At 66.4% G+C, this 19,211-nt stretch carries 17 protein-coding genes; 9 read left to right on the forward strand and 8 right to left on the reverse strand.

Annotated elements, in window-relative coordinates; all coding sequences use genetic code 11:
- The first annotated feature begins 30 nt into the window (after positions 1 to 30).
- From CIMIT_RS02185 to guaA, 3 genes are all read left to right on the forward strand, one after another.
- Positions 31 to 1,323: a PAS domain-containing protein gene (locus CIMIT_RS02185; RefSeq protein WP_051904725.1), complete on the forward strand. Its 1,293-nt coding sequence runs from the start codon at positions 31 to 33 to the stop codon at positions 1,321 to 1,323.
- Positions 1,324 to 1,483: 160 nt separating this feature from the next.
- Complete coding sequence (locus CIMIT_RS02190) at positions 1,484 to 4,567, forward strand: Rib/alpha-like domain-containing protein (RefSeq protein WP_038588550.1); 3,084 nt, start codon at positions 1,484 to 1,486, stop codon at positions 4,565 to 4,567.
- Positions 4,568 to 4,610: 43 nt separating this feature from the next.
- Positions 4,611 to 6,164, forward strand: a complete 1,554-nt coding sequence (guaA, locus tag CIMIT_RS02195) for a glutamine-hydrolyzing GMP synthase (protein WP_407919537.1) — start codon at positions 4,611 to 4,613, stop codon at positions 6,162 to 6,164.
- Positions 6,165 to 6,179: 15 nt separating this feature from the next.
- Here guaA and CIMIT_RS02200 read toward each other — a convergent pair whose 3' ends face one another.
- Entirely contained in the window at positions 6,180 to 7,298 is a 1,119-nt protein-coding gene (locus tag CIMIT_RS02200; protein ID WP_038588567.1) for a PspC domain-containing protein, read from the reverse strand.
- Positions 7,299 to 7,420: 122 nt separating this feature from the next.
- Here CIMIT_RS02200 and CIMIT_RS02205 point away from each other — a divergent pair, with 122 nt between their 5' ends.
- Positions 7,421 to 8,626 carry an ATP-binding protein gene (locus CIMIT_RS02205; RefSeq protein ID WP_038588570.1) on the forward strand — a complete coding sequence of 402 codons (1,206 nt, stop codon included), beginning with the start codon at positions 7,421 to 7,423 and terminating at the stop codon, positions 8,624 to 8,626.
- A gap of 10 nt (positions 8,627 to 8,636) precedes the next feature.
- The gene (locus CIMIT_RS02210; RefSeq protein ID WP_038588573.1) at positions 8,637 to 9,305 is read left to right on the forward strand and encodes a response regulator; all 669 of its coding nucleotides are present in this window, start codon (positions 8,637 to 8,639) and stop codon (positions 9,303 to 9,305) included.
- Here CIMIT_RS02210 and CIMIT_RS02215 read toward each other — a convergent pair.
- Entirely contained in the window at positions 9,302 to 9,709 is a 408-nt protein-coding gene (locus CIMIT_RS02215) for a hypothetical protein (RefSeq protein WP_038588575.1), read from the reverse strand. The two genes, CIMIT_RS02210 and CIMIT_RS02215, sit on opposite strands and share 4 nt — an antisense overlap.
- 114 nt (positions 9,710 to 9,823) lie before the next feature.
- On the opposite strand from CIMIT_RS02215, the gene CIMIT_RS02220 reads away from it, so the two are divergent.
- Genes CIMIT_RS02220 through CIMIT_RS02230 form a run of 3 tightly spaced genes read left to right on the forward strand, consistent with a single transcriptional unit; the run spans position 9,824 to position 13,017 of the window.
- Positions 9,824 to 10,525 (forward strand): hypothetical protein, encoded by a 702-nt coding sequence (locus CIMIT_RS02220; RefSeq protein WP_038593745.1) that lies wholly within the window; start codon positions 9,824 to 9,826, stop codon positions 10,523 to 10,525.
- The gene (locus tag CIMIT_RS02225) at positions 10,526 to 12,055 is read left to right on the forward strand and encodes a Y-family DNA polymerase (protein ID WP_038588578.1); all 1,530 of its coding nucleotides are present in this window, start codon (positions 10,526 to 10,528) and stop codon (positions 12,053 to 12,055) included. It abuts the gene before it with no gap.
- A 29-nt stretch (positions 12,056 to 12,084) separates the two neighbouring features.
- Entirely contained in the window at positions 12,085 to 13,017 is a 933-nt protein-coding gene (locus tag CIMIT_RS02230; RefSeq protein ID WP_038593748.1) for a sucrase ferredoxin, read from the forward strand.
- On the opposite strand, the gene CIMIT_RS02235 is transcribed toward CIMIT_RS02230, so the two are convergent.
- The 6 genes from CIMIT_RS02235 to CIMIT_RS02260 all read right to left on the reverse strand — a co-directional run bounded on the left by CIMIT_RS02235 (position 12,983) and on the right by CIMIT_RS02260 (position 18,540).
- A complete protein-coding gene (locus CIMIT_RS02235) occupies positions 12,983 to 13,762 on the reverse strand; it encodes an HAD hydrolase family protein (RefSeq protein ID WP_038588581.1) in 780 nt (259 codons plus the stop codon). The genes CIMIT_RS02230 and CIMIT_RS02235 overlap by 35 nt on opposite strands.
- A gap of 131 nt (positions 13,763 to 13,893) precedes the next feature.
- Positions 13,894 to 14,574 (reverse strand): methionine ABC transporter permease, encoded by a 681-nt coding sequence (locus CIMIT_RS02240; RefSeq protein WP_038588584.1) that lies wholly within the window; start codon positions 14,572 to 14,574, stop codon positions 13,894 to 13,896.
- Positions 14,571 to 15,602, reverse strand: coding sequence for a methionine ABC transporter ATP-binding protein (locus CIMIT_RS02245; RefSeq protein WP_038588587.1), 1,032 nt, complete (start codon positions 15,600 to 15,602; stop codon positions 14,571 to 14,573). The genes CIMIT_RS02240 and CIMIT_RS02245 overlap by 4 nt, the downstream gene beginning before the upstream one ends.
- Positions 15,602 to 16,492 (reverse strand): MetQ/NlpA family ABC transporter substrate-binding protein, encoded by an 891-nt coding sequence (locus CIMIT_RS02250; protein ID WP_038588590.1) that lies wholly within the window; start codon positions 16,490 to 16,492, stop codon positions 15,602 to 15,604. The genes CIMIT_RS02245 and CIMIT_RS02250 overlap by 1 nt, the downstream gene beginning before the upstream one ends.
- Positions 16,493 to 16,523: 31 nt before the next feature.
- Positions 16,524 to 17,417, reverse strand: coding sequence for a MetQ/NlpA family ABC transporter substrate-binding protein (locus CIMIT_RS02255; protein WP_038588593.1), 894 nt, complete (start codon positions 17,415 to 17,417; stop codon positions 16,524 to 16,526).
- A 100-nt stretch (positions 17,418 to 17,517) separates the two neighbouring features.
- On the reverse strand, positions 17,518 to 18,540 hold the full coding sequence (locus CIMIT_RS02260) for a helix-turn-helix transcriptional regulator (RefSeq protein ID WP_051904729.1): 1,023 nt from the start codon (positions 18,538 to 18,540) through the stop codon (positions 17,518 to 17,520).
- 88 nt (positions 18,541 to 18,628) lie between these two features.
- On the opposite strand from CIMIT_RS02260, the gene CIMIT_RS02265 reads away from it, so the two are divergent.
- On the forward strand, positions 18,629 to 19,186 hold the full coding sequence (locus tag CIMIT_RS02265; protein ID WP_038588596.1) for a mycothiol transferase: 558 nt from the start codon (positions 18,629 to 18,631) through the stop codon (positions 19,184 to 19,186).
- Positions 19,187 to 19,211: the final 25 nt, after the last annotated feature.

Raw genomic sequence — 19,211 nt, forward strand, 5'->3', positions numbered from 1 at the left:
TCCTGTTAGTTCCTGCTAGATTGTGTAATCATGGCCTACGAAGTGATTATTGACCGGGATGTGACCGATGGTCCGCAGCACCTGGTCGCGGTTGATGACATCTTCTTCTCGGTCACTGATGCCAAGGGCATCATGACCGACGTGAACGAAGTGTTCATGCACTATGCCCAGTATCCGCTGGAAGAGATGATCGGCAAGCCGCACAATCTCATCCGCCAGGTGGAGATGCCCGGTGGCGTGTTCAAGGCCATGTGGGACTGGATCGAGGCAGGCAAGCCCTTCGTTGGCTACGTGCGCAACCTGGCCAAGAGCGGTTCTGCCTACGACGTGCTGGCGACTGTGACGCCGCTGTCGGGCGGGCGCTACCTGTCGGTGCGTACCCGTCCGATGACGGACTACTTCCAGACCGCCGCCGCGGTGTACCAGGAAGCCAACATTGTCGAGCACCAGGCCAAGCGCGACGGTGTAGGCCGCCGTCGCCGCGCGGAGCTGGGCTGGGAGCGGATCTGCGAGCTCGTCCCGGACTACGACGCGTTCATGTCGGAGGTGCTCCCCGCCGAGGTTGCCGCCCGTGAGGAGGCTGGCTTCGTCCTGCCGGAGGGCGAAGGCGAGGTGTACGAGGCGACTGCGGCGCTGTACAAGGAGCTGGAGACCTTCATGGGCATCCAGACCTCCATTAAGAAGTCCGCTGAGGAGCTCCTGGTTGCCTGCGACACGCTGCTGCAGGAGAACTCTGTGACCAACCAGGTCAAGAGCGAGATGGAAAACGTGGTGGCGGAGGGCGCGTCGCGCACGCTGCTGCTCGCACCGCTGCAGGTCTGGGCAACGATGCGCGGCATTATCGACGAGAACGCGCAGTCGCTGTCCGAGGTGGCCGAAGAGCTGCAGGCGCGTGCGGCGAAGGCGCGTACCGCGATTGCGCTGGCGCGTCTCCAGGCTGCGCAGACGGCGACCTTCTCCGCGGAGGAGGACCGCATCGAGTCGATGCGCATGCTGTACGAGGCGATGGAGGTTGCGTTGCGCGACATGGACAACGCGGTCTTCCTGCACTCCTCGCTGGCCAACCGCGTCGAGCTGAAGGTGAACTCGATTTCCGAGCTGACCAAGATGCCGCTGGAGATGATTCGCCGCTGGTCGCAGTCCACGGCGAAGCAGCCCTTCGGCGAGAACATCGATCCGCTGGTCACGCAGGTGGAGCACGCGATCCAGGCGGCCGACGCCTCCATTGAACAGCTGCAGCTGTCCTCGCGGGATTTGGACGAGGACCCGTCGGTCGACGGCGTACACGAGGCGCTCGAGCGCCTGCGTAAAGCGGTGTTCTAAGGGTCTACGCAACAAAAACGTTTAAGGGCTGTGGAGTCGACTCCGCAGCCCTTAATGGTGTTTTAGGCAAACTGCTACTAATTTGTATAGGTGGCCAACACGTCAGCTCCTTTTCGCGCGCGTGTGAAGGCGTTGCCGCAGAAGAGCAGGAGAATTGCAGATGGTTTCCCGGGTTGCCCGTTCCGCACTTGCCGTGCTCACGACCTGCGCATTGTGCGCCCCCACCAGTGTTGCGTTTACGGCTATCGCGTCGGAGGAGCCTAGCGGCGGCACCGACATCCTGCTCGAACAGACTGGCACCTTTGCATACCCGTTGTTCGCGTCCTACAGCCCCGAGTTTGGCAATTGGCTGTATCTGATCCGTTCGGAGGTGGAGCGGGGCATTGGGTTTCGCCCGCCGGTGTACGCGAAGTTTTCCCCGGAGTACCAGCTGATCGCCCCGCCCAAGGGTATTACGTACAAGAAGGTTGACGGCCCGGAGTGGCTGGACGTGGATCCGGACACCGGCCGGGTGAGCGTGACCAATGATTTGCTTGAGTACAAGAAGCTGCGCTACAGCAAGAAAGCGGTGCCGGAGAAGCTTTATACGCTGACCGTAGACGTGGACTTCCCCGACGGGAAGACGTGGACGCAGTACATCTCCGTCGCGCTGTTTAACAACTGGACCAGCTACTTGCTGTACAACAACCCGGCCACGCTGGAAGAACCGCGCTTTCCCCGCCGCCCCCTACACCTGACACCGGGGCAGACGCTTACGCTCACGCGCGAGGACATTTCCTGGAAGGACCCGCAGGTTACGTGCGGAGACAAGCCGGGGGCCGAAGACGTAAAGTGCATCGAGCGCGAGATCCCTGGCTTCTGGCCGAGTGGGGTGTGGGACGCGGATCTCACCGTGGAACCGCAGCCGCACGTGGACAATCCGCTGCTGGATTACGTGACCACCGAGGTCATTACCGACGATGAGGGCGAGTTCCAGGAACTCAAGATCCACGCGCACAAGAAGCTGGAAGAGCTGAATATCCAGGGCTACCGCGGAGGCAACGTCCCGATCCGCTTCCGGTGGTCGCCGCATGAGGGGCAGCAGTTCACATGGTCGGAAGGCGACGTGTGGGACGTGGTGCCGCTGTACGTCTTCTTCAACCGGCTGCCGGACGATGACAACTACGTTGTCCGCCCGGCCGAGCGCATCTCGACGGTCACTGGGCGCTCGGCGGCAATCCCACTGCCCACGTTCGACTCCGCGGGTATCGACGGCCTGCCGGAGCAGCCCGTCGACCCGGAGTTTTCGGTGCTGGACGGCGACAGCGCCACCTACACCGATTGGATCAGCGTGGATGCCGCCAGCGGCCAGCTCGTGGCGCGCCCGCGCACAGCGGAGCACCTGGGGGATCACGAGGTACCAATGCGGGTGACGTTTAAGGACGGGACCGTCTCGCCTGAGTTTCACGTGCCGGTGCATGTGGCGCCCTTGGCGTCCACGGCGCAGCCCGCGTGGGCCAACGCGCAGGTGGCGCGCGGCACGACGCGCCTGGAGGTGCCGCAGTCGGGCACGCTGCTGGACGGGGCGCAGGTCACGGCCCGCACCGATGCGGAGGGCTTTGCAGCCGTCGCACGCCCAGGCGGCGCTCTTGAGGTCACTGCGCCGGCGAACGCCCCAGTTGGCACGACCGCGACGTTTACGGTGACCACGCGGTATCCGGATTCCACGGAGGCAGTGCCTGGAAGCATCGGTACCGACGAATTCACCGTCACCGTCGTTGCGCCGGAGGGCGATACCGTCGACGCGGTGCGCTACCCGGCCCAGGAGCTTATCCGCGGCGAGTCGCTGACGGTGCCAGCACCGCAGGTGCGCAACGTGACATTCGCGCCGACCACGGATGCCGACGGCACGCCAACGCCAGCATGGGCGCAGGTCGCTCCCGATGGCACGGTGGTGCTCACCCCGAGCGCGAAACTGCCGCGCGGGGAGACCACGGTGCCGGTGCGCGCCGAGGACGGCCGCGGCGAGGTTCGCGTCGTGGAAATCCCGGTCACGCTGCGCACAGTCAGCGAGCGCTTCAACCCGTCGTGGGCCGACACCTCCGCGCCGTGGGGCGAGCAGCTCACGGTGCGCAACTCCGGCGATGCTATCGATGCGGTGGTCGAGGCATCGCTTCTCGACGCCCCGTCGTGGCACACCGCCGTCGACGGCGACACCGTCGAAGTCACCCCGGGCCCAGACGCGAAGCCCGGCGACACGGCGCGCCTGCGCATCACCGCGACCTACAGCGACGAAAGCACCGACACGCAGGTGGTGACGGTGCGGATGCGCTCGCTGGCAGAAAGCCTCTCGGTGAACTGGGAGGACGTCGCCGGGCCGCGCGGGCACCTGCTGCGCGCCGCGAACACGGGCGATCCGCTGCCGGAGGGCACGGCCATCTCCGCCTCCGGCCCTTCCGAGTGGGGCATCGAGCTTATCGACGGCGCCGGCACCATCACCCTCACCCCACCGGAAAACGCCAAGGCGGACGAGCACGCCGCAGTGCAGATCTCGCTGTGGTTCCCGGATGGCAGCCGCGCGGATGCGGAGTTCAACGCGAAGGTCACGCCCGGCGAGGCACTGGAGCCCACGACAACTGTGCCTGCGCCGAGCGCGGAAACGAGCACTGTGCCGACGGCTGTGCCACCTGCGACACCGACTGTGGCAACGAGTGCGGCAACGAGTGCGGCAACGAGCGCCCCGTCGGCAACGGTGAGCACGTCCGCAACCACGGCGACGCCGACCGCAGCACCGCAGCCCACGACTGCGGCACCAACCACCCCGAGCGCGCCGACCGCGCCGACGGAAGCGCCGACGACGCAAGCAACCCAGACAACCCAGACAACCCAGCCAACCCAGCCAACCCAGACAACCCAGGTGCAGACGCCACTACCGGCGGTGCCTGGGGAGGGGTCGAGTGGGACGTCGATAAGCAGGGGCCTTGCGCTCGCGGTGAGCCCGCTCATGCTGCTCATCCCGATTGCGCTGGCGCAGCAGACCGCGGTGCCGGGGCTCACGCCTGCATTGGAGCAGCTGGACGCGCAGCTGCGCGCGCTGCCTCCCGAGGCGGTGCGCCCGCTGGATCGGGCGCTGGCTGGCTCAGGTTTCAACCTGGGCGGGGCTGCCGCCGCCGGCGCGGTGGTGACCAGCAGCATTGTTGCGCTGAGCATTGTGCTTGCGGCGGGCCAGGCGCAGGGGCAGATAGGATCGACGGCCGCGGAGTAGGCTGCGTCGTCACGCGAGTGGGCAGTGGGCTAGAATCTGTCCCGTGACTACACCGCAAACACGTCCCGTATTAGTCGTCGACTTCGGCGCCCAGTACGCGCAGCTCATCGCCCGCCGTGTGCGCGAGGCGCGCGTGTACTCCGAGGTCGTCCCGTCCACAATCTCCGCCGCTGAGGTGCGCGAGAAGAACCCGGCCGCGCTGGTGCTCTCTGGCGGCCCGTCCTCGGTCTACGCCGAAGACGCCCCGCAGCTGGACCCGGAGATCTTCGAGCTGGGCCTGCCGATCTTCGGCATCTGCTACGGCTTCCAGGTCATGACGCAGGCGCTCGGCGGCAAGGTCGCTGAGACCGGCGCTCGCGAGTACGGCCGCACCAACATGGACATCTCCGGCGGCGTGCTGCACACCGGCACCCCGGATGCGCATCCGGTGTGGATGTCGCACGGCGACTCCGTCACCGAGGCACCGGAGGGCTTCACCGTCACCGCGTCCACCCCGGGCGCGCCCGTGGCCGCCTTTGAGTGCGTGGACAAGAAGCTCGCTGGCGTGCAGTACCACCCCGAGGTCATGCACTCCCCGCACGGCCAGGAAGTGCTCACCCGCTTCCTCACCGAGGTTGCTGGTCTGGAGCAGAACTGGACCGCGTCCAACATCGCGGAGCAGCTCATCGAGCAGGTCCGCACGCAGGTAGGCGAGGGCCACGCGATCTGCGGCCTGTCCGGCGGTGTGGACTCCGCCGTCGCCGCGGCGCTGGTGCAGCGCGCAATCGGCGACCGCCTGACCTGCGTGTTCGTGGACCACGGCCTGCTGCGCCAGGGCGAGCGCGAGCAGGTGGAAAACGACTTCGTCGCCGCCACCGGCGCGAAGCTGGTCACCGTGGACGAGCGCGAGGCCTTCCTAGGCAAGCTCGCCGGCGTGACCGAGCCGGAGGCGAAGCGCAAGGCGATTGGCGCGGAGTTCATCCGTTCCTTCGAAAGGGCAGTAGCGGGTGTGCTCGAGGGCCAAAGCGTCGACTTCCTTGTCCAGGGCACCTTGTACCCGGACGTGGTGGAGTCCGGCGGCGGCACCGGCACCGCGAACATCAAGAGCCACCACAACGTCGGCGGCCTGCCGGACGACGTGGAGTTCGAGCTGGTCGAGCCGCTGCGTCTGCTGTTCAAGGACGAGGTGCGCGCCGTCGGCCGCGAGCTCGGCCTGCCCGAGGTCATCGTCAACCGCCAGCCCTTCCCGGGCCCGGGCCTGGGCATCCGCATCATCGGCGAGGTTACCCAGGAGCGCCTGGAAACCCTGCGCGCCGCCGACGCGATCGCGCGCGAGGAGCTGACCAAGGCCGGCCTCGACGACCAGATTTGGCAGTGCCCGGTCGTGCTGCTTGCCGACGTCCGCTCGGTCGGCGTCCAGGGCGACGGCCGCACCTACGGCCACCCGATCGTGCTGCGCCCCGTCGCCTCGGAAGACGCGATGACCGCGGACTGGGTGCGCCTGCCGTACGAGACGCTCGAGGTGATCTCCACCCGCATCACCAACGAGGTCGCTGATGTGAACCGCGTCGTGCTGGACGTGACCTCCAAGCCGCCGGGGACCATCGAGTGGGAGTAATCCCGCGAGCCTCCCTTAGTAATCCGCGGACACGGAACCGATGCGCTGCTTCACGTTAATCGTGAGAAGCTCGCCGTCCTTGTCCGCGTTTTGCTTTCCTTCTGGGCAGTTGGCGCTGCCAATGGTGGCATCGCAATTGACCACGAACGGGACGTCGTTAGGGAGTTTGAGGTCGATCTTGCCGATGCCGTTGCGCAGTTCTATTGTCACGGGCTCATCAAGCGGCTCGATGCGCGAAATGTCAATCCGAGCCTCGCCGATGTTGTGCTTGTATTCCCGCATAGCCTCCGCGCTGTAGGCGGAGACATTTGCAACGCCGTAGTCCCCGATTGCGCTGGTGCGCAGCATGCTAAGTACGGGAATCGCCCACAGGATCGCTGCTGTCGCGACGATAGCGACAGGGATCCAAAGCCAGTAGCGCTTCTTGGTTTGCGCAGGTTCCGGCGTCGGCTCGGACGGATCCGGCAGGTGCCACAGACCCGGCGCCGCGCCTAGCGGGTCCCACTCTGGCGGGGCAGCCGGGTGCGGGAAATCCGGCGGCGTGCTCAGATTCGCGGTGGCGGACTGCGCGTAGGGGCTCTCGGATGGAGTGCCGGTGTTGGTGTCGGCGTCGGGGGCGGGGGACGGGTGGGCGTCGTCAAGCGGGCGCCCCTGCTGGGGCACGAGCAGACCCGCGGGCGGCTCGGGGCAGCGCTGGTAGAGCAAGTACCAGCCCAGGCCGAAGAGCGCGAAGGTAAGTACTGCGCTGTAGACGGTGGTGCCGTCGCTGGCATAGGACAGCGAGGGGAAGAAGATGACTATGCCGATCAGGAGCCAGATGGCGAGGCTGCGTTCATCCTTGCCCGTTTCCGACTCGCGAGCGACATTGCCTTCGCCGGTCGCCAGGGCGGACAAAGGGCTGAATGGGACGCCGAAGCGGGGCATGTTGATCCAGCACAACAGGTAGAGGAAGACGCCGCCGCCGAAGCAGAGGGTGAGTGCGACGAAGGCGATGCGGATGATAACGGGGTCGATGTTGAAGCGGGTGCCGAAGCCCTCTGCCACGCCGGCGATGACCGCTTTGCCGCCCTGATCCTTCGGGATGCGGGGCGGGCGGGATGCCCACATCTTAGAGAAGGTGTTCGTCGTGTCCATGCCTCCATTATCGCGGGGAAATGAGGGCGCGACCATCGGGAAATGCCCTGAAATTTGTCCGCGCGCAAAACTCAGGGTTGTCCCCGATTCGCTTTGCGGGCGCGGGTGGAACAATGAGGGGTATGTCGAAACCCGCCCCGTATGCAGCCCCGCCACCGGCGCTGTACCCGCGCTTTACCCGGAGTCGCCGCAACCTTATGGTCGCTGGCATCGCCTCCGGGCTGGCGCGCTATTTCGGGGTGGAGGAGCGCTGGGTGCGCCTCTTTTTCATCCTGGCCTCGTTCGCAGGCGGCGTCGGCGCGCTGGCCTACGCGGCGCTGTGGATGACCACCCCGCTGGAGCCGAAGTCGGTAGACGACGAGCCTGCGTTTGTGCCTGAGCCGCCGAAGACGAAGGGCTGGGCGCGCGTGGTGAACCTGGTGCTGGTGGTGGTGGCGATCGCGGGCGCGCTCGTCTCGTTGAAGGCGTCGAGTGGCGTGGGGACCTCGGTCGTGTTCTTCGTGGGCCTGTTCATCGTTGGTGCGGTGCTCGCGCTGCAGGCGTACGACCGGGAAATGAGCTCGACTGCCAACATGCTCACCTTGTCAGTGGGCGCGTTGCTGGTTATGGGCGGGGTGCTCGCAATAGCGGTGTTGGGCGAGAGCGCCGGGATCGCCGGCGTGGTAGTCGCCGTGCTGGTCACCGTGTGCGGCGTGGCGGTGCTGGTCATCCCACTGTTGATGCGCCTGACCTCGTCGCTGCTTGCGGAGCGCGAGGCGAAGGCGGTGGCGGATCAGCGCGCGGAGATCGCCGCCCGCCTGCACGATTCGGTGCTGCAGACCCTCGCCCTGATTCAGAAGCAGGCGGATAGACCTGAGGAGGTCGCCCGCCTTGCGCGTGGCCAGGAGCGCGAGCTTCGCGCCTGGCTTTTCGACGCCTCCGAGCACGCCGCATCCCAACCGTCCACCCTCTTCCAGGCGCTCAACCTGGCAGCCGGGGAGGTCGAGGACACCTTCGGCGTGGTGATCAGGCCCGTGACGGTGGGCGAGGACCCGGCGTTGACGGAGGACAACGAGCCGCTGGCGTTGGCCGCGCGCGAGGCGATGGTCAACGCCGCCAAGCACAGCGGCACCGAGACCGTCGATGTCTACGCCGAGCACCTCGGCGGCGAGCTCAGCGTGTTCGTGCGCGACCGAGGCGTGGGCTTTGACCAGGACGCGATCCCCGAGGACCGCCACGGGGTGCGCGATTCCATCGTCGGCCGCATGGCACGCGCCGGCGGCGCCGCCCGGATCACGTCAGCGCCGGGTCAGGGCACAGAAGTAGAGCTGACGGTGTCACCCAGTTAGCCTTATGGGTATGGTTCGCGTCTTTCTCGTTGATGACCACTCCGTCTTCCGTGCCGGCGTGCGTGCTGAGCTGTCGGAGAAGACCGACAGCGTTGACATCGTCGGCGAGGCCGGCACCGTCGCCGAGGCGATCGAGGGCATCCGGAAGACCGCACCGCACGTCGTGCTGCTCGATGTGCACATGCCCGACGGCGGCGGCCTAGCCGTGCTGCGCGCGGTCCAGCGGGAAGACGCGGGCGTGAAGTTTCTGTGCCTCAGCGTGTCCGACGCCGCCGAAGACGTCATCGCCCTGATCCGCGCCGGCGCGCGCGGCTACGTGACCAAGAACATCGACGGCGCGGAGCTCGCCGAGGCCGTCGCCCGCGTCCACGGCGGGGATGCGTACTTCTCGCCGCGCCTGGCCGGCTTCGTCCTCGACGCCTTCGCCTCCGGTGGGGTGGTCGAGGACCCGGCGGGCGAGCCAGTCAAGGTGGAAGACCCGGCCGTCGACGCGCTGACCCGCCGCGAGCTCGAGGTCCTACGCTTGCTCGCGCGTGGCTACACCTACAAGGAGATTGGCAAGCAGCTGTTCATCTCGGTGAAGACGGTGGAAACGCACGCGTCGAATATCCTGCGCAAGACGCAGACCTCCAACCGCCACCAGCTCACCCGCTGGGCCGCGGACCGCGATCTGGATTAAGCGTAGGCGAGCCGCCGCGACCCGTCGACGTGCGGAAACAGCAGCCACGCGAGCGCGAACAGCCCCACGAACGCAACCAGCGCGCCCCACGTGGGCCACTGCGCAAGTGGCGCGAGCATGAGCAACAGCCACCACAGCATCAGCGGCACGAGCATGCTTATCGACGCCACCGTGGACGCCCCCTTCCGCGCCGCGTACTCACGCATCTCGCGCCGGTAGGGGTGCGCAAACGTCACCCCGAGCGCAACCGCTATGCACACGAGCGCAAGCCCGGCCCGGACCGCGATCGGGGCAGCAGAGGCCATGACGGCGACCGAACCCGCCGCCCCGGCGGCGCCCGCGGCGCGGACGGCAAGCGGGGTCGGGATGGGGGTGACACGGGAGCGGATGTCGGCGGGCATCATGGGCAGTTACTGTAGCAGGTGGGCGTGGCGTCGATAAGCGATGGCCTTGGCGTTCGAAAGTGCTTGCGACCTTGGTGGTTGCTCGTGTTCGGGGTGGGGTGCATACTGTTCGGTGTGAACGGAACACCTATTCGACAGGCTGCTGGCGGAGACCGGCATGCCCAGATCGCCCAGCTGCGCGCCCGGATGGCGGAGCTGGGCGGCGACGCTGCGCCGCAGGTCGTGGCGGGCGAAGGTGTACTTTCCGTGCCTGGCGGGTTGGCGCAGGTGCTGCCGGGCGGGGGCTTGCCGCGCCGCGCCGTCACACAGATGAGCGAGACTCCCGCGCTGGTGGTCGAGCTGCTCGACCGCGTCGCCGGGGCAGGGGGCACGGTGGGCGTGATCGGGTGGCCCGAACTGTCGTATGCGGGCATGTCGGCAGGCGCGCTCGAGCGGGTCATCGCGGTGCCGGAGCCGGGCATCGAGGACCTTACCGTTGCCGGTGTGCTCGCCGAAGGCCTTGACCTGGTGGTGCTGCGCACCCGGACGGAGCTGCGCCTAAGCCCCGTGCGTGCCCGGCCGCTGCTCGCGCGGCTACGCAAGGGTAATGCGGCGCTCGTGGCGGTGAACGTGGCCGTGCCCTCGCCCGCGCTGCGGGTCAGTGGGCAGGTCGCGCAATTCCACGGGATTGGTCGGGGCACAGGACGCATCCGGGGGATCGACGTGCGCGTGCGCGCCACCGCGAAGGGCTGGCCGGGCGCGACGGCAACGCTCACGCTCGGTACTGGGCCGGCACGTGAGGCCGTGGTCGAGCGCCACCTGAAGGCGGTGCCCTAAATGCGGGTGGCGGCGCTGTGGTTCCCTGACTGGCCCGTGCAAGCCGCCACCCTGGACGCAGGCGACACGCTGCGCGAGCCGGTGGCGATTGCCGCCCAGCACCGGATCAAGGTCTGCTCCCAGGCCGCGCGCCGGGCGGGGGTGCGCCGCGGGATGCGGGTGCGCAACGCCCAGGCGCTTGCGCCCGAGCTGACGGTGGTCGACGACAACCCGGACCGCGACGGGCGCATGTTCGCCGCGCTCGCCGGCAGTCTTGACGACGTCGCCGCCTCCGTCGAGGTCCTACGCCCCGGACTCGTCGCCGTGGACCTGCAGGCCGCCGCCCGCTTCCACGGGGACGAGGACACGGCACTGGAGATGCTGTTAGACGCCGCCCAACGCAGCGGCATCGAGGCCTTCGTGGGCGCGGCCGACGAGCTGGCCACCGCCGTGATCGCCACCCGCAGCTCCGAACTCGTGGTACCCGGGGCCTCCGCACAGTTCTTGGCCGAGCAGCCGCTGGGCGTACTCGTCGCGGAGGTCGCACTCGGGGCGGATATCGCGACCGTCAACGCGCTCGGCCAGCTGGGGATTGCTACGTTAGGCCAGCTCGCCCAGCTGCCGCCGCAGGCGGTGACCACCCGCTTCGGTGCCGGCGGGATGCGCATCCACCGCATCGCGCGCGCCGCCCCGGACCGCCGAGTTGCCCCCGAACTCCCGGCTGCGGACCTCGCGGTCGGGCTCACCCCGGAGGACCCGATCGAACGCGTCGACGCCGCCGCCTTCGCCGCCCGCGCGCTCGCCGCCACGCTGCACGAAAAGCTCGCCGAGCACGGCGCAAGCTGCCTGCGCCTGAAGGTGATCGCGGAGCTGGCCACCGGCGAGCGCGTCGAACGCGTCTGGCGCACCCGCGAGGCGCTTTCCGAGTCCGCGACCGCAGACCGCGTCCGCTGGCAGCTCGACGGCTGGCTCACCCGCGGCGGCACCGGCGCGATCACCTCGCTCATCTTGGAGCCACTCGAGCTGTCCACCCCCGAGGAGCGCGAGCTCTTCCGCAGCAGCGCGGGCGACGGGGCCCGCCGCGTCATCGAGCGCGTGCAGTCCCAGCTGGGCATCGACGCAGTAGTACAGCCGCGCGCCGTCGGCGGCCGCGGCGTGGCCGAACGCATCGCGTTTTCCCCCTTCGGCGAGCAGCCGGAAGCCACCGCCGCCCAACCCTGGCCAGGCGCGATCCCCGCACCGCTGCCCGCCCGCCTCGGCGGCGGCATCGACCACCCGGCCTCGCGCATCATGCTTATCGACGCCCACGCACACCCAATCACCGTCACCGCCGAAGCCCTCCTGTCCGCCGATCCCTACGCGCTGGCCTGGGGAAAACACAAGTATCTGGTCACAGGCTGGGCCGGACCCTGGCCCGTGGACGAGGGCTGGTGGGGCGCGTCCGGGCAACGCGTGGCGCGGCTTCAGGTCGTGGGGGAGTCGGGCCGTGGGGTGGAGGCGTGGCTGTTGGTGTGGACCCGGCGCAGCTGGCGCGTCGAGGCTGTGTATTAGGGCACCCTAAAGGTTGTATGGTGGTGGGCATGAGTGAGGAAACTTTGACCAGCGCACCGGACGTGTTCTGCTCCGACGTCCAGGTTGAGTCGCTGCCCGGCACCGCGAAGCCGGGTTCGACGTACGTGCTTTTCGAGTGGCCGCACGCCTGGACCCACGACGTCCTCGACGGCGGCACGCTCGGGGAGGAGCTCACCGAGAAACTCAAGGCGCACCTGGCTGAGTACGACGCCTCCCTGCTGCTCATCCGCCACCCAACGCGGGAGGGCCGCCAGATCGAGGATCACCACGTCTACCTCGTCTTCGCCGAGGAGGCCGCGACCGAGGTCATGCACATCGACGCGCCCGAGGAACTGCTGGGTCTCGACCTGTCCGGCCCCGGCAAGAACGAAGGCGCGGTCGCGCGCACTAAGCCGCTGCTGCTCGTGTGCACGCACGCCAAGCGCGACCGCTGCTGTGCGGTCAAGGGCCGCAGCCTGGTCAACAAGCTGGTAGAGAAGTACCCGTTCGGCCAGGGCAACGATGTGGTGTGGGAGACCTCGCATATCAAGGGCCACCGCTTCGCTCCGACGATGCTGCTTCTGCCCTGGGCCTACAGCTTCGGCCGGATGACCTTCGAGGCCACCGACGCCATGCTGGAGGCGGCGCTGCGCGGCGAGTACTTCGTCCCCGGCAACCGGGGCCGCGGCACGCTGAGTGCGCCCGCCCAGGCCGCCGAGGTGGCGGTCGCGGCGGAACTGTCGCGTGCGGGTGAGCAGGTGCGCTACGGCGAGTTGGAAGTTGCGGATGTGGCGGTGGCGGGTGATGGGGGATATGTGCGCGTCGATAAGCAGGGAGCCTCATACACCGTGGAACTGGCACGCAAAGAGGTGACCGGGGTTGTGCCCTCGTGCGGTAAGCCCGCGAAGGCCGACGAGAGCTGGGTGCCTACCGCGGTGACAGCGCGTCCGCCACGCGACTAATCACGTGGTCCGTGGCCTCGCGGACGTCGGCCGGAGAGTGGTCGAAGCTGTAGGAGTGGTCCGCGATGGCGTGCATGGACATGTCGTTCCACGAGTCGCCGAAGGTGTAGAGCTCCACGTCGGCGCGGTCGAAGCCGAGGCGCTCGATGAGCTCGATAACGCCCGCGCCCTTCGTGCGGCCCGGGGCCATGATGTCCACGTACTCCTGGTTTTGCGCCACGGTGTAGTCCCCGTCAAGTGACTCGGCCCAGGCCACGACCTCGCGGCGCAGCGACTCGTTGTCTGGCACCCAGAGCGGCACGACCGCGAACTCGTGCTCCGGGATGTCGGCGCGGGTCATGGGGGTGAAGTGCTCGGTGAAGTGGCTGATGCCGCCGGTGTTGTCGGCGAAGACGCCGTCGATGGGGCCGATTGTCGTGCCGTAGACAGCCAGACCGGCGCGCTCGCCGAAGGCGTCGATCGCTTTGTGGAGCACGTCCGTGTCGATGGTGTAGCCGAAGATGAGCTCGCGGTTATCGCCCGTGGCGGCGGAGGCACCGTTGGAAAGGACCTGGTAGTCGAAGGTCAGCCCGCTGCCGCGCATCCCGTACGCCAGGGCGGAGCGGGAACGGCCGGTGGCGGAGATGGCGAGGTGGCCGGCCTCGCGCCAGGCCTGGATGGCGGCGAGGTCGGCAGGGGTGAAGCCGCCGTTGGGGTCGCCGGGGTGGTGGAGGGTGCCGTCGAAGTCAAAGGCCGCGATCTTCATACGGGCAAGTCTACGGGGTGTGCGAAACGGGCTTCGGGAAACGTAGACAGCGCAAGTTGGACAGCGTTTATCCCCGAAAATCGGCGATAAACGAGCTGCAACTTGCGCTGTTTACGGGGCCCGGCGGACACCTACCGGCGCATGACCTTCTTCGACAGCACGTTGCCCAGCAGCTGCGCGAGCTGGACGATGAGCACGATGACGATCACGGCCGCCCAGGTCACTTGCGGCTCGAACTGGCGGTAGCCGTAGACGATGGCGAAGTCACCAAGGCCGCCGCCGCCGATGTAGCCGGCCATCGCGGACATATCGATCACGGCGATGAAGATGAAGGTGTAGCCCAGGATCAGCGGGCCGAGCGCTTCCGGCAGGATGACCGAGGTGATGATCTTCCACGGGCCTGCGCCCATGGAGCGGGCCGCCTCGATCACGCCCGGGTCGATTGCCACCAGGTTCTGCTCCACGATGCGGGCCACGGTAAACGTGGCGGAGAAACACATGACGAACGTGGCGGCACCGCGGCCGATCGTCGTGCCCACCACGGACAGCGTGATGGGGTAGAGCATGGCGATCATGATGATGAACGGGATCGGCCTAAAGAAGTTCACGGCAATGTTGATGATCCAGTACACCGGGGAGCTCTGCAGGATGCCGCCGGGCCGGGTGGTGTAGAGGAAGATGCCGAGCAGCAGGCCGAAGATGCCGCCGACGACCATGGTGATGCCCACCATCCACAGCGTGTCGCCGATGGATTCGACAAAGGTGGGGCCGAGGCGGTCCCAGTTGGGCTCGGCGAGGATCATTTCGTTCATCGGGTGATCTCCTCAATGTCGGTGGTGGACTGCAGGGTGTGGAGGAACTCGTTGATGGCTTCGTTGTCGCCGTTGAGCCGCACGGTCATCTTGCCAAAGGAGTGCGACTGCAGGGTGGCGATGCCGGCGTGGACCGGCTGGATGCTCACGCCGGCCTCGCGGGCCTTGGAGGCGGCACCGAAGAAGCCGGAGTCCTCGGAGAGGTCGACGGTGAAGAGGCGGCCGGGTGCGGCGTCGAGAAGCTCTTGTGCCTCGATTTCGTTGGGGGTGTTGCGCAGGCTGGTGGCCACGAAGCGTTGCGCCACGGCGGTCTGCGGGTCGGAGAAGACCTGGTAGACGCTGCCGTATTCGACCACTTTGCCGGCCTCCATGACGGCGACTTTGTCGGCGATGGAGCGGATGACGTCCATCTCGTGGGTGATGACCACGATCGTGATGCCGAGCTCTTCGTTGACGCGCCGCAGCACCTCAAGCACTTCTTGGGTGGTCTCTGGGTCGAGGGCGGAGGTCGCTTCGTCGGCAAGCAGCAGTGAGGGGTTGGTGGCCAGGGCGCGCGCGATGCCGACGCGCTGCTTCTGCCCGCCCGAGAGCTGCTCGGGGTAGTTCTTGCCGCGCTCGGCCAGGCCCACGAAGTCGAGCAGTTCCTCGACGCGACGTGCGCGCTCTTGCTTCTCGACGCCCGCGAGCTTCAATGGGTACTCAATATTGCCAGCGGCAGTACGCGAATTGAAGAGGTTGAACTGCTGGAAGATCATGCCGACGTTGCGACGGATGCTGCGCAGTTGGCGTTCGGACTTGCCGACGACGTCGGTGCCGTCGAGAAGCAACTGCCCGCCCGTGGGGGCGTCGAGGCCGTTGATCAAGCGGACCAGCGTGGATTTACCGGCACCCGAGTAGCCGATGACGCCGAGGATCTCGCCCGGCTCAACGGTGAGCGTGACGCCATCGACGGCGGTGACTTCGCGGTTGCCGGATTTGAAAACCTTGGATACGTCCCGGAACTCGATCCGGGTGCCGGTAGCTGGCATTACTTGTACTCCTCCACAAGCTCATCGAGGATCGTGTTCAGCTCCTCCGGGGAGCGCTTGACCTGCACGGCGGTGCCGTTGGAGTCCTCGTTGAGGGCCTCGGTCACCGCGTCGGACTGCCACGCCTCGACGAGCTTGGCGTAGGTCTCGTTGTCTACGTCCTCGGCCTTGACGGTGAAGACGTTGATGTAGGGCTCCGCGAGCTCCGAGTTCGGGTCGTCGGCGGCCACAGAGGATGCCGGGTCGATGCCGCCGCGCTGCAGCCAGTTGTTGTTGATCACGGCCGGGCGGCCCTCGTTGTACGCGTTCGGCGTCTGGGAGGCGTCGACTGCGACGACCTTGACCTTGGAGGCGGCCTCGTCGATGTCGACTGGGGTCGGCGTGAGCTTCGACGTGCCCTCCTTCAGTTCGAGCAGGCCAGCCTGGACCAGCACGTTGATGGCGCGGCCCTGGTTGGACGGGTCGTTCGGGATGGCCACTTCCTGGCCCTCGATACCGTCGAGGGAGTCGTGGTCCTTCCAGTACAGGCCCAGCACGTTGATTTCGCCGGAACCGATGATGCGCAGATCCTCGCCGGAGTCAGCGTTGTACTGTGCCTGGTAGTTGATGGTCTGGAACTTCGAGACCTCCATCTGGCCCTCGACGTGCGCCGGGTTGACCTGCGGGTACTCGGAGAAGCGGACGATGTCGAGGTCGATGCCGAGCTTTTCAGCTTCGTCCTCGAAGGCGGTCCAGGCCAGCATGTCAGCATCCGTGGTGCCGATCTTCACGGTGACGGCCTCGCCGTCGGCACCGCCCGCCTCAGAGGCGGAATCGGAGGAGCAGGCCACGAGGCTGGTCGTGGCGACAACGGAGGCCGCTGCCGCGGCAAGGATACGGTTGAAGCGCATGTGGTTGATTCCTTCGCTTAAAGGGGCGGGGTTACTTCTGTTCCTGCAGGCGCTGCAGAATGTCGTTGAGCTCGTCGGCCTGGCGGGTGACCTCGACGGCGGTGCCGCGGGAGTCCTCCTGGACGGCCTCGGTCACGGCCGGGTCGTGCCACAGCTCAACCAGCTTGGTGTAGGTCGGGTTGTCCTTGTCCTCGGCGCGAGCGGCGAAGACGTTGATGTAGGGCTCGCCCTGCTCGGAGCCCGGATCGTCCTGGAAGATTGCGTCGCCCGGCTCGATGCCAGCGCGGTCCAACCAGGAGTTGTTGATGATCGCCGGGCGGCCCTCGCCGTATGCCGACGGGGTCTGGGAGGCATCCACCGGCACGACGGAGACCTTGGACGCCTCAGCGTCGATGTCCACTGGAGCCGGGGCGAGCTCGTCTGCGCCGTCCTTCAGCTTGAGCAGGCCAGCCTGGACCAGCACGTTGATGGCGCGGCCCTGGTTGGTGTCGTCGTTCGGGATGGCGACCTCTTCGCCCTCAATGCCGTCGAGGGAGTCGTGGTCCTTCCAGAACAGGGCCAGCGGGTAGATCTCGGAGGAGCCGACGATCTGCAGGTCATTGCCGGAGTCCGCGTTGTAGGACGCCAGGTAGAGGATGTGCTGGAACTTGTTCAGATCCAGCTCGCCCTGCGCGAGCGCCTCGTTGACCGGCGCGTAGTCGGAGAACTGGACGATGTCCAGGTCGATGCCCTCCTCCGCGGCCAGGTCGGAGAAGACGGACCAGGCCTTCTGGTCGGCGTCGGTGGTGCCGATCTTGACGGTGACGTTCTCGTCGCCGCCGGCCTCGTTGTTGGTGGCGTCGTCCGACTCGGTGGAGCAGGCGACGAGGCTGGTGGCGGCGAGAGCGGAGGCCGCGATCGTGGCGATGGTGCGCGAGATACGCATGGAGTCTCCTTTGTTGAGTACGGGAATTGTTGACGGATAGAAATCTAGCACCCAATGTACCGCTTAGTCTATTTTCGCGGGATACTGCTTACTAAGCTGTCTATCTTGTCTTTGGGATTGGTCCATGCGTATCTTTGCGAGCTGTGTTTGCTTCGGCATTTTGCGCGTCCGTTGCAATGCGACGCAGTGCGTCGCGCAGATGGTCGGCTTCGGGGCTGTAATCCATGAGTAGTTGAGTGTCTAAATCGCGACATACCCAGAGCAAATGCCATGCAAGATCGTCCCAGTCCGGCGCACCGGTGATGAAGCTAGAGCCGTGATCAGTAGCTTCGATCTCTGAGCGGTACGAGGAGGGGATTCGGGCGGCGACCTCTTCCGGTGCCGCTGTGAGTTGGACGCGAGCCACGCAGCTGAAACGTTGCGCGATATTGGTGCTTAAAGCTGGAGGTGGGGCTGCGCGAGGGCTAAACGTCCATGTAGTGACGTGGGGCTCTGCTATCCGGTCGAGTCGGAACGTTCGCCAGTCGTTGCGGCCTCTGTCGAAGGCTTGGAGGTACCAGTACTCTCCTTGGGTTAAGAGCTTGGCTGGCTCAACCTCGCGCTCCGTAGGGGTGGCGGACGGTTTGTGGTACGTAAAGCGCACCAGTACGTGATCTCGGAGAGCGTTGGTGAGCTGCTGGAGCAGCTTTAGATTGCTTTTTTGTTGTTGCTGGGTAGTGGAACCCTCGTGATTGAGTGTGGCCGAGGCGCCTGTGAGCGTATGCGTGATGGCTCGCAGGCGTGGCGGCATGACGTGGTCGAGTTTGGTAAGGGCTCGGAATGCGGCCTCGCCGAATTCGTCGGTGCCGGAAAGGGCGTTCATACGCAGACTGGCCACGAGTGCGATGGCTTCGGAATCGTCGAGCAGGAGTGGCGGTAGATGTCGGCCTGCGCCGAGCTGATAGCCGCCGTCAAGACCGCGGCTCGAATGGACTGGATAACCGAGGTCTCGCAAGCGAGTGATGTCTCTGCGAACCGTGCGTTCCGTGACGCCGAGTTTCGCTGCGAGCTCGTGTGCCTGCCAAGTGGCGCGCGCTTGCAAGAGTCCGAGGAGTTGGAGGGCTCGCTGTGTTGTATCCGCCATTGCTCTATTGTGCTTCACACTGCGGACAAGAGCTGTCCGGAAGGTATTTTAGGGTATCGGTGTCATCGTTCGACAGAAAGGAAACCTGATGTACTTCCCGCGCAAGGACAATGAGCTGGATACTCTGTGCAACTACCTCGATGCGCAACTCGATGCGGTCCGTGCCAGCGCCTACGGGCTTGATGATGCCGCTGCGCGCCGCACACCACTGCGTAGTGATCTGAGTGTCAGTGGCATTCTCAAACACGTCACGTTTGTGATGGCACAGTCGCTCTCCCGAGCCGGAAACGAAGGTTACAAGGATGCGGCTGTGGACTTTGTCTCGAGCTTTGTGCCGACCGAGGAAGAAGTGCTGGAGGTTTTGTTGGAGCGCTTCGATGTGGTTCGTGCTGACTTTATGCAGATGAGTCGTGGCGGCGACTTGGAGGCGGAGCTGCCTGTCGGCCCCTTCCCCTGGTATGGCATGGATGAGGCGCGTCCGGCGAAGCTGCGTTACCTCTATGTGCACTATGTGGAAGAGTTCGCGCGGCATGCGGGACATGCGGACATCATGCGCGAGGAACTCGATGGCGCGCAGGCGGCTGAGCTTCTTGCCGCAACCGAGGGGTGGGAGCCTAACGAGTACGTCACCCCCTGGGCGAAGTAGCACGGAGGTTCGAAGCCTGTTAGCG

This window comes from Corynebacterium imitans (assembly GCF_000739455.1).
Classification (GTDB): domain Bacteria; phylum Actinomycetota; class Actinomycetes; order Mycobacteriales; family Mycobacteriaceae; genus Corynebacterium; species Corynebacterium imitans.

What these genes read in the sequence shown, in the direction of transcription:
- CIMIT_RS02185 (WP_051904725.1), top strand. Translation starts at nt 31, where the DNA reads ATGGCCTACGAAGTGATTATTGACCGGGATGTGACCGATGGTCCGCAG.
- CIMIT_RS02190 (WP_038588550.1), top strand. Translation starts at nt 1,484, where the DNA reads ATGGTTTCCCGGGTTGCCCGTTCCGCACTTGCCGTGCTCACGACCTGC.
- CIMIT_RS02200 (WP_038588567.1), bottom strand. Translation starts at nt 7,298, where the DNA reads ATGGACACGACGAACACCTTCTCTAAGATGTGGGCATCCCGCCCGCCC.
- CIMIT_RS02205 (WP_038588570.1), top strand. Translation starts at nt 7,421, where the DNA reads ATGTCGAAACCCGCCCCGTATGCAGCCCCGCCACCGGCGCTGTACCCG.
- CIMIT_RS02210 (WP_038588573.1), top strand. Translation starts at nt 8,637, where the DNA reads ATGGTTCGCGTCTTTCTCGTTGATGACCACTCCGTCTTCCGTGCCGGC.
- CIMIT_RS02215 (WP_038588575.1), bottom strand. Translation starts at nt 9,709, where the DNA reads ATGATGCCCGCCGACATCCGCTCCCGTGTCACCCCCATCCCGACCCCG.
- CIMIT_RS02225 (WP_038588578.1), top strand. Translation starts at nt 10,526, where the DNA reads ATGCGGGTGGCGGCGCTGTGGTTCCCTGACTGGCCCGTGCAAGCCGCC.
- CIMIT_RS02230 (WP_038593748.1), top strand. Translation starts at nt 12,085, where the DNA reads ATGAGTGAGGAAACTTTGACCAGCGCACCGGACGTGTTCTGCTCCGAC.
- CIMIT_RS02235 (WP_038588581.1), bottom strand. Translation starts at nt 13,762, where the DNA reads ATGAAGATCGCGGCCTTTGACTTCGACGGCACCCTCCACCACCCCGGC.
- CIMIT_RS02240 (WP_038588584.1), bottom strand. Translation starts at nt 14,574, where the DNA reads ATGAACGAAATGATCCTCGCCGAGCCCAACTGGGACCGCCTCGGCCCC.
- CIMIT_RS02245 (WP_038588587.1), bottom strand. Translation starts at nt 15,602, where the DNA reads ATGCCAGCTACCGGCACCCGGATCGAGTTCCGGGACGTATCCAAGGTT.
- CIMIT_RS02250 (WP_038588590.1), bottom strand. Translation starts at nt 16,492, where the DNA reads ATGCGCTTCAACCGTATCCTTGCCGCGGCAGCGGCCTCCGTTGTCGCC.
- CIMIT_RS02255 (WP_038588593.1), bottom strand. Translation starts at nt 17,417, where the DNA reads ATGCGTATCTCGCGCACCATCGCCACGATCGCGGCCTCCGCTCTCGCC.
- CIMIT_RS02260 (WP_051904729.1), bottom strand. Translation starts at nt 18,540, where the DNA reads ATGGCGGATACAACACAGCGAGCCCTCCAACTCCTCGGACTCTTGCAA.
- CIMIT_RS02265 (WP_038588596.1), top strand. Translation starts at nt 18,629, where the DNA reads ATGTACTTCCCGCGCAAGGACAATGAGCTGGATACTCTGTGCAACTAC.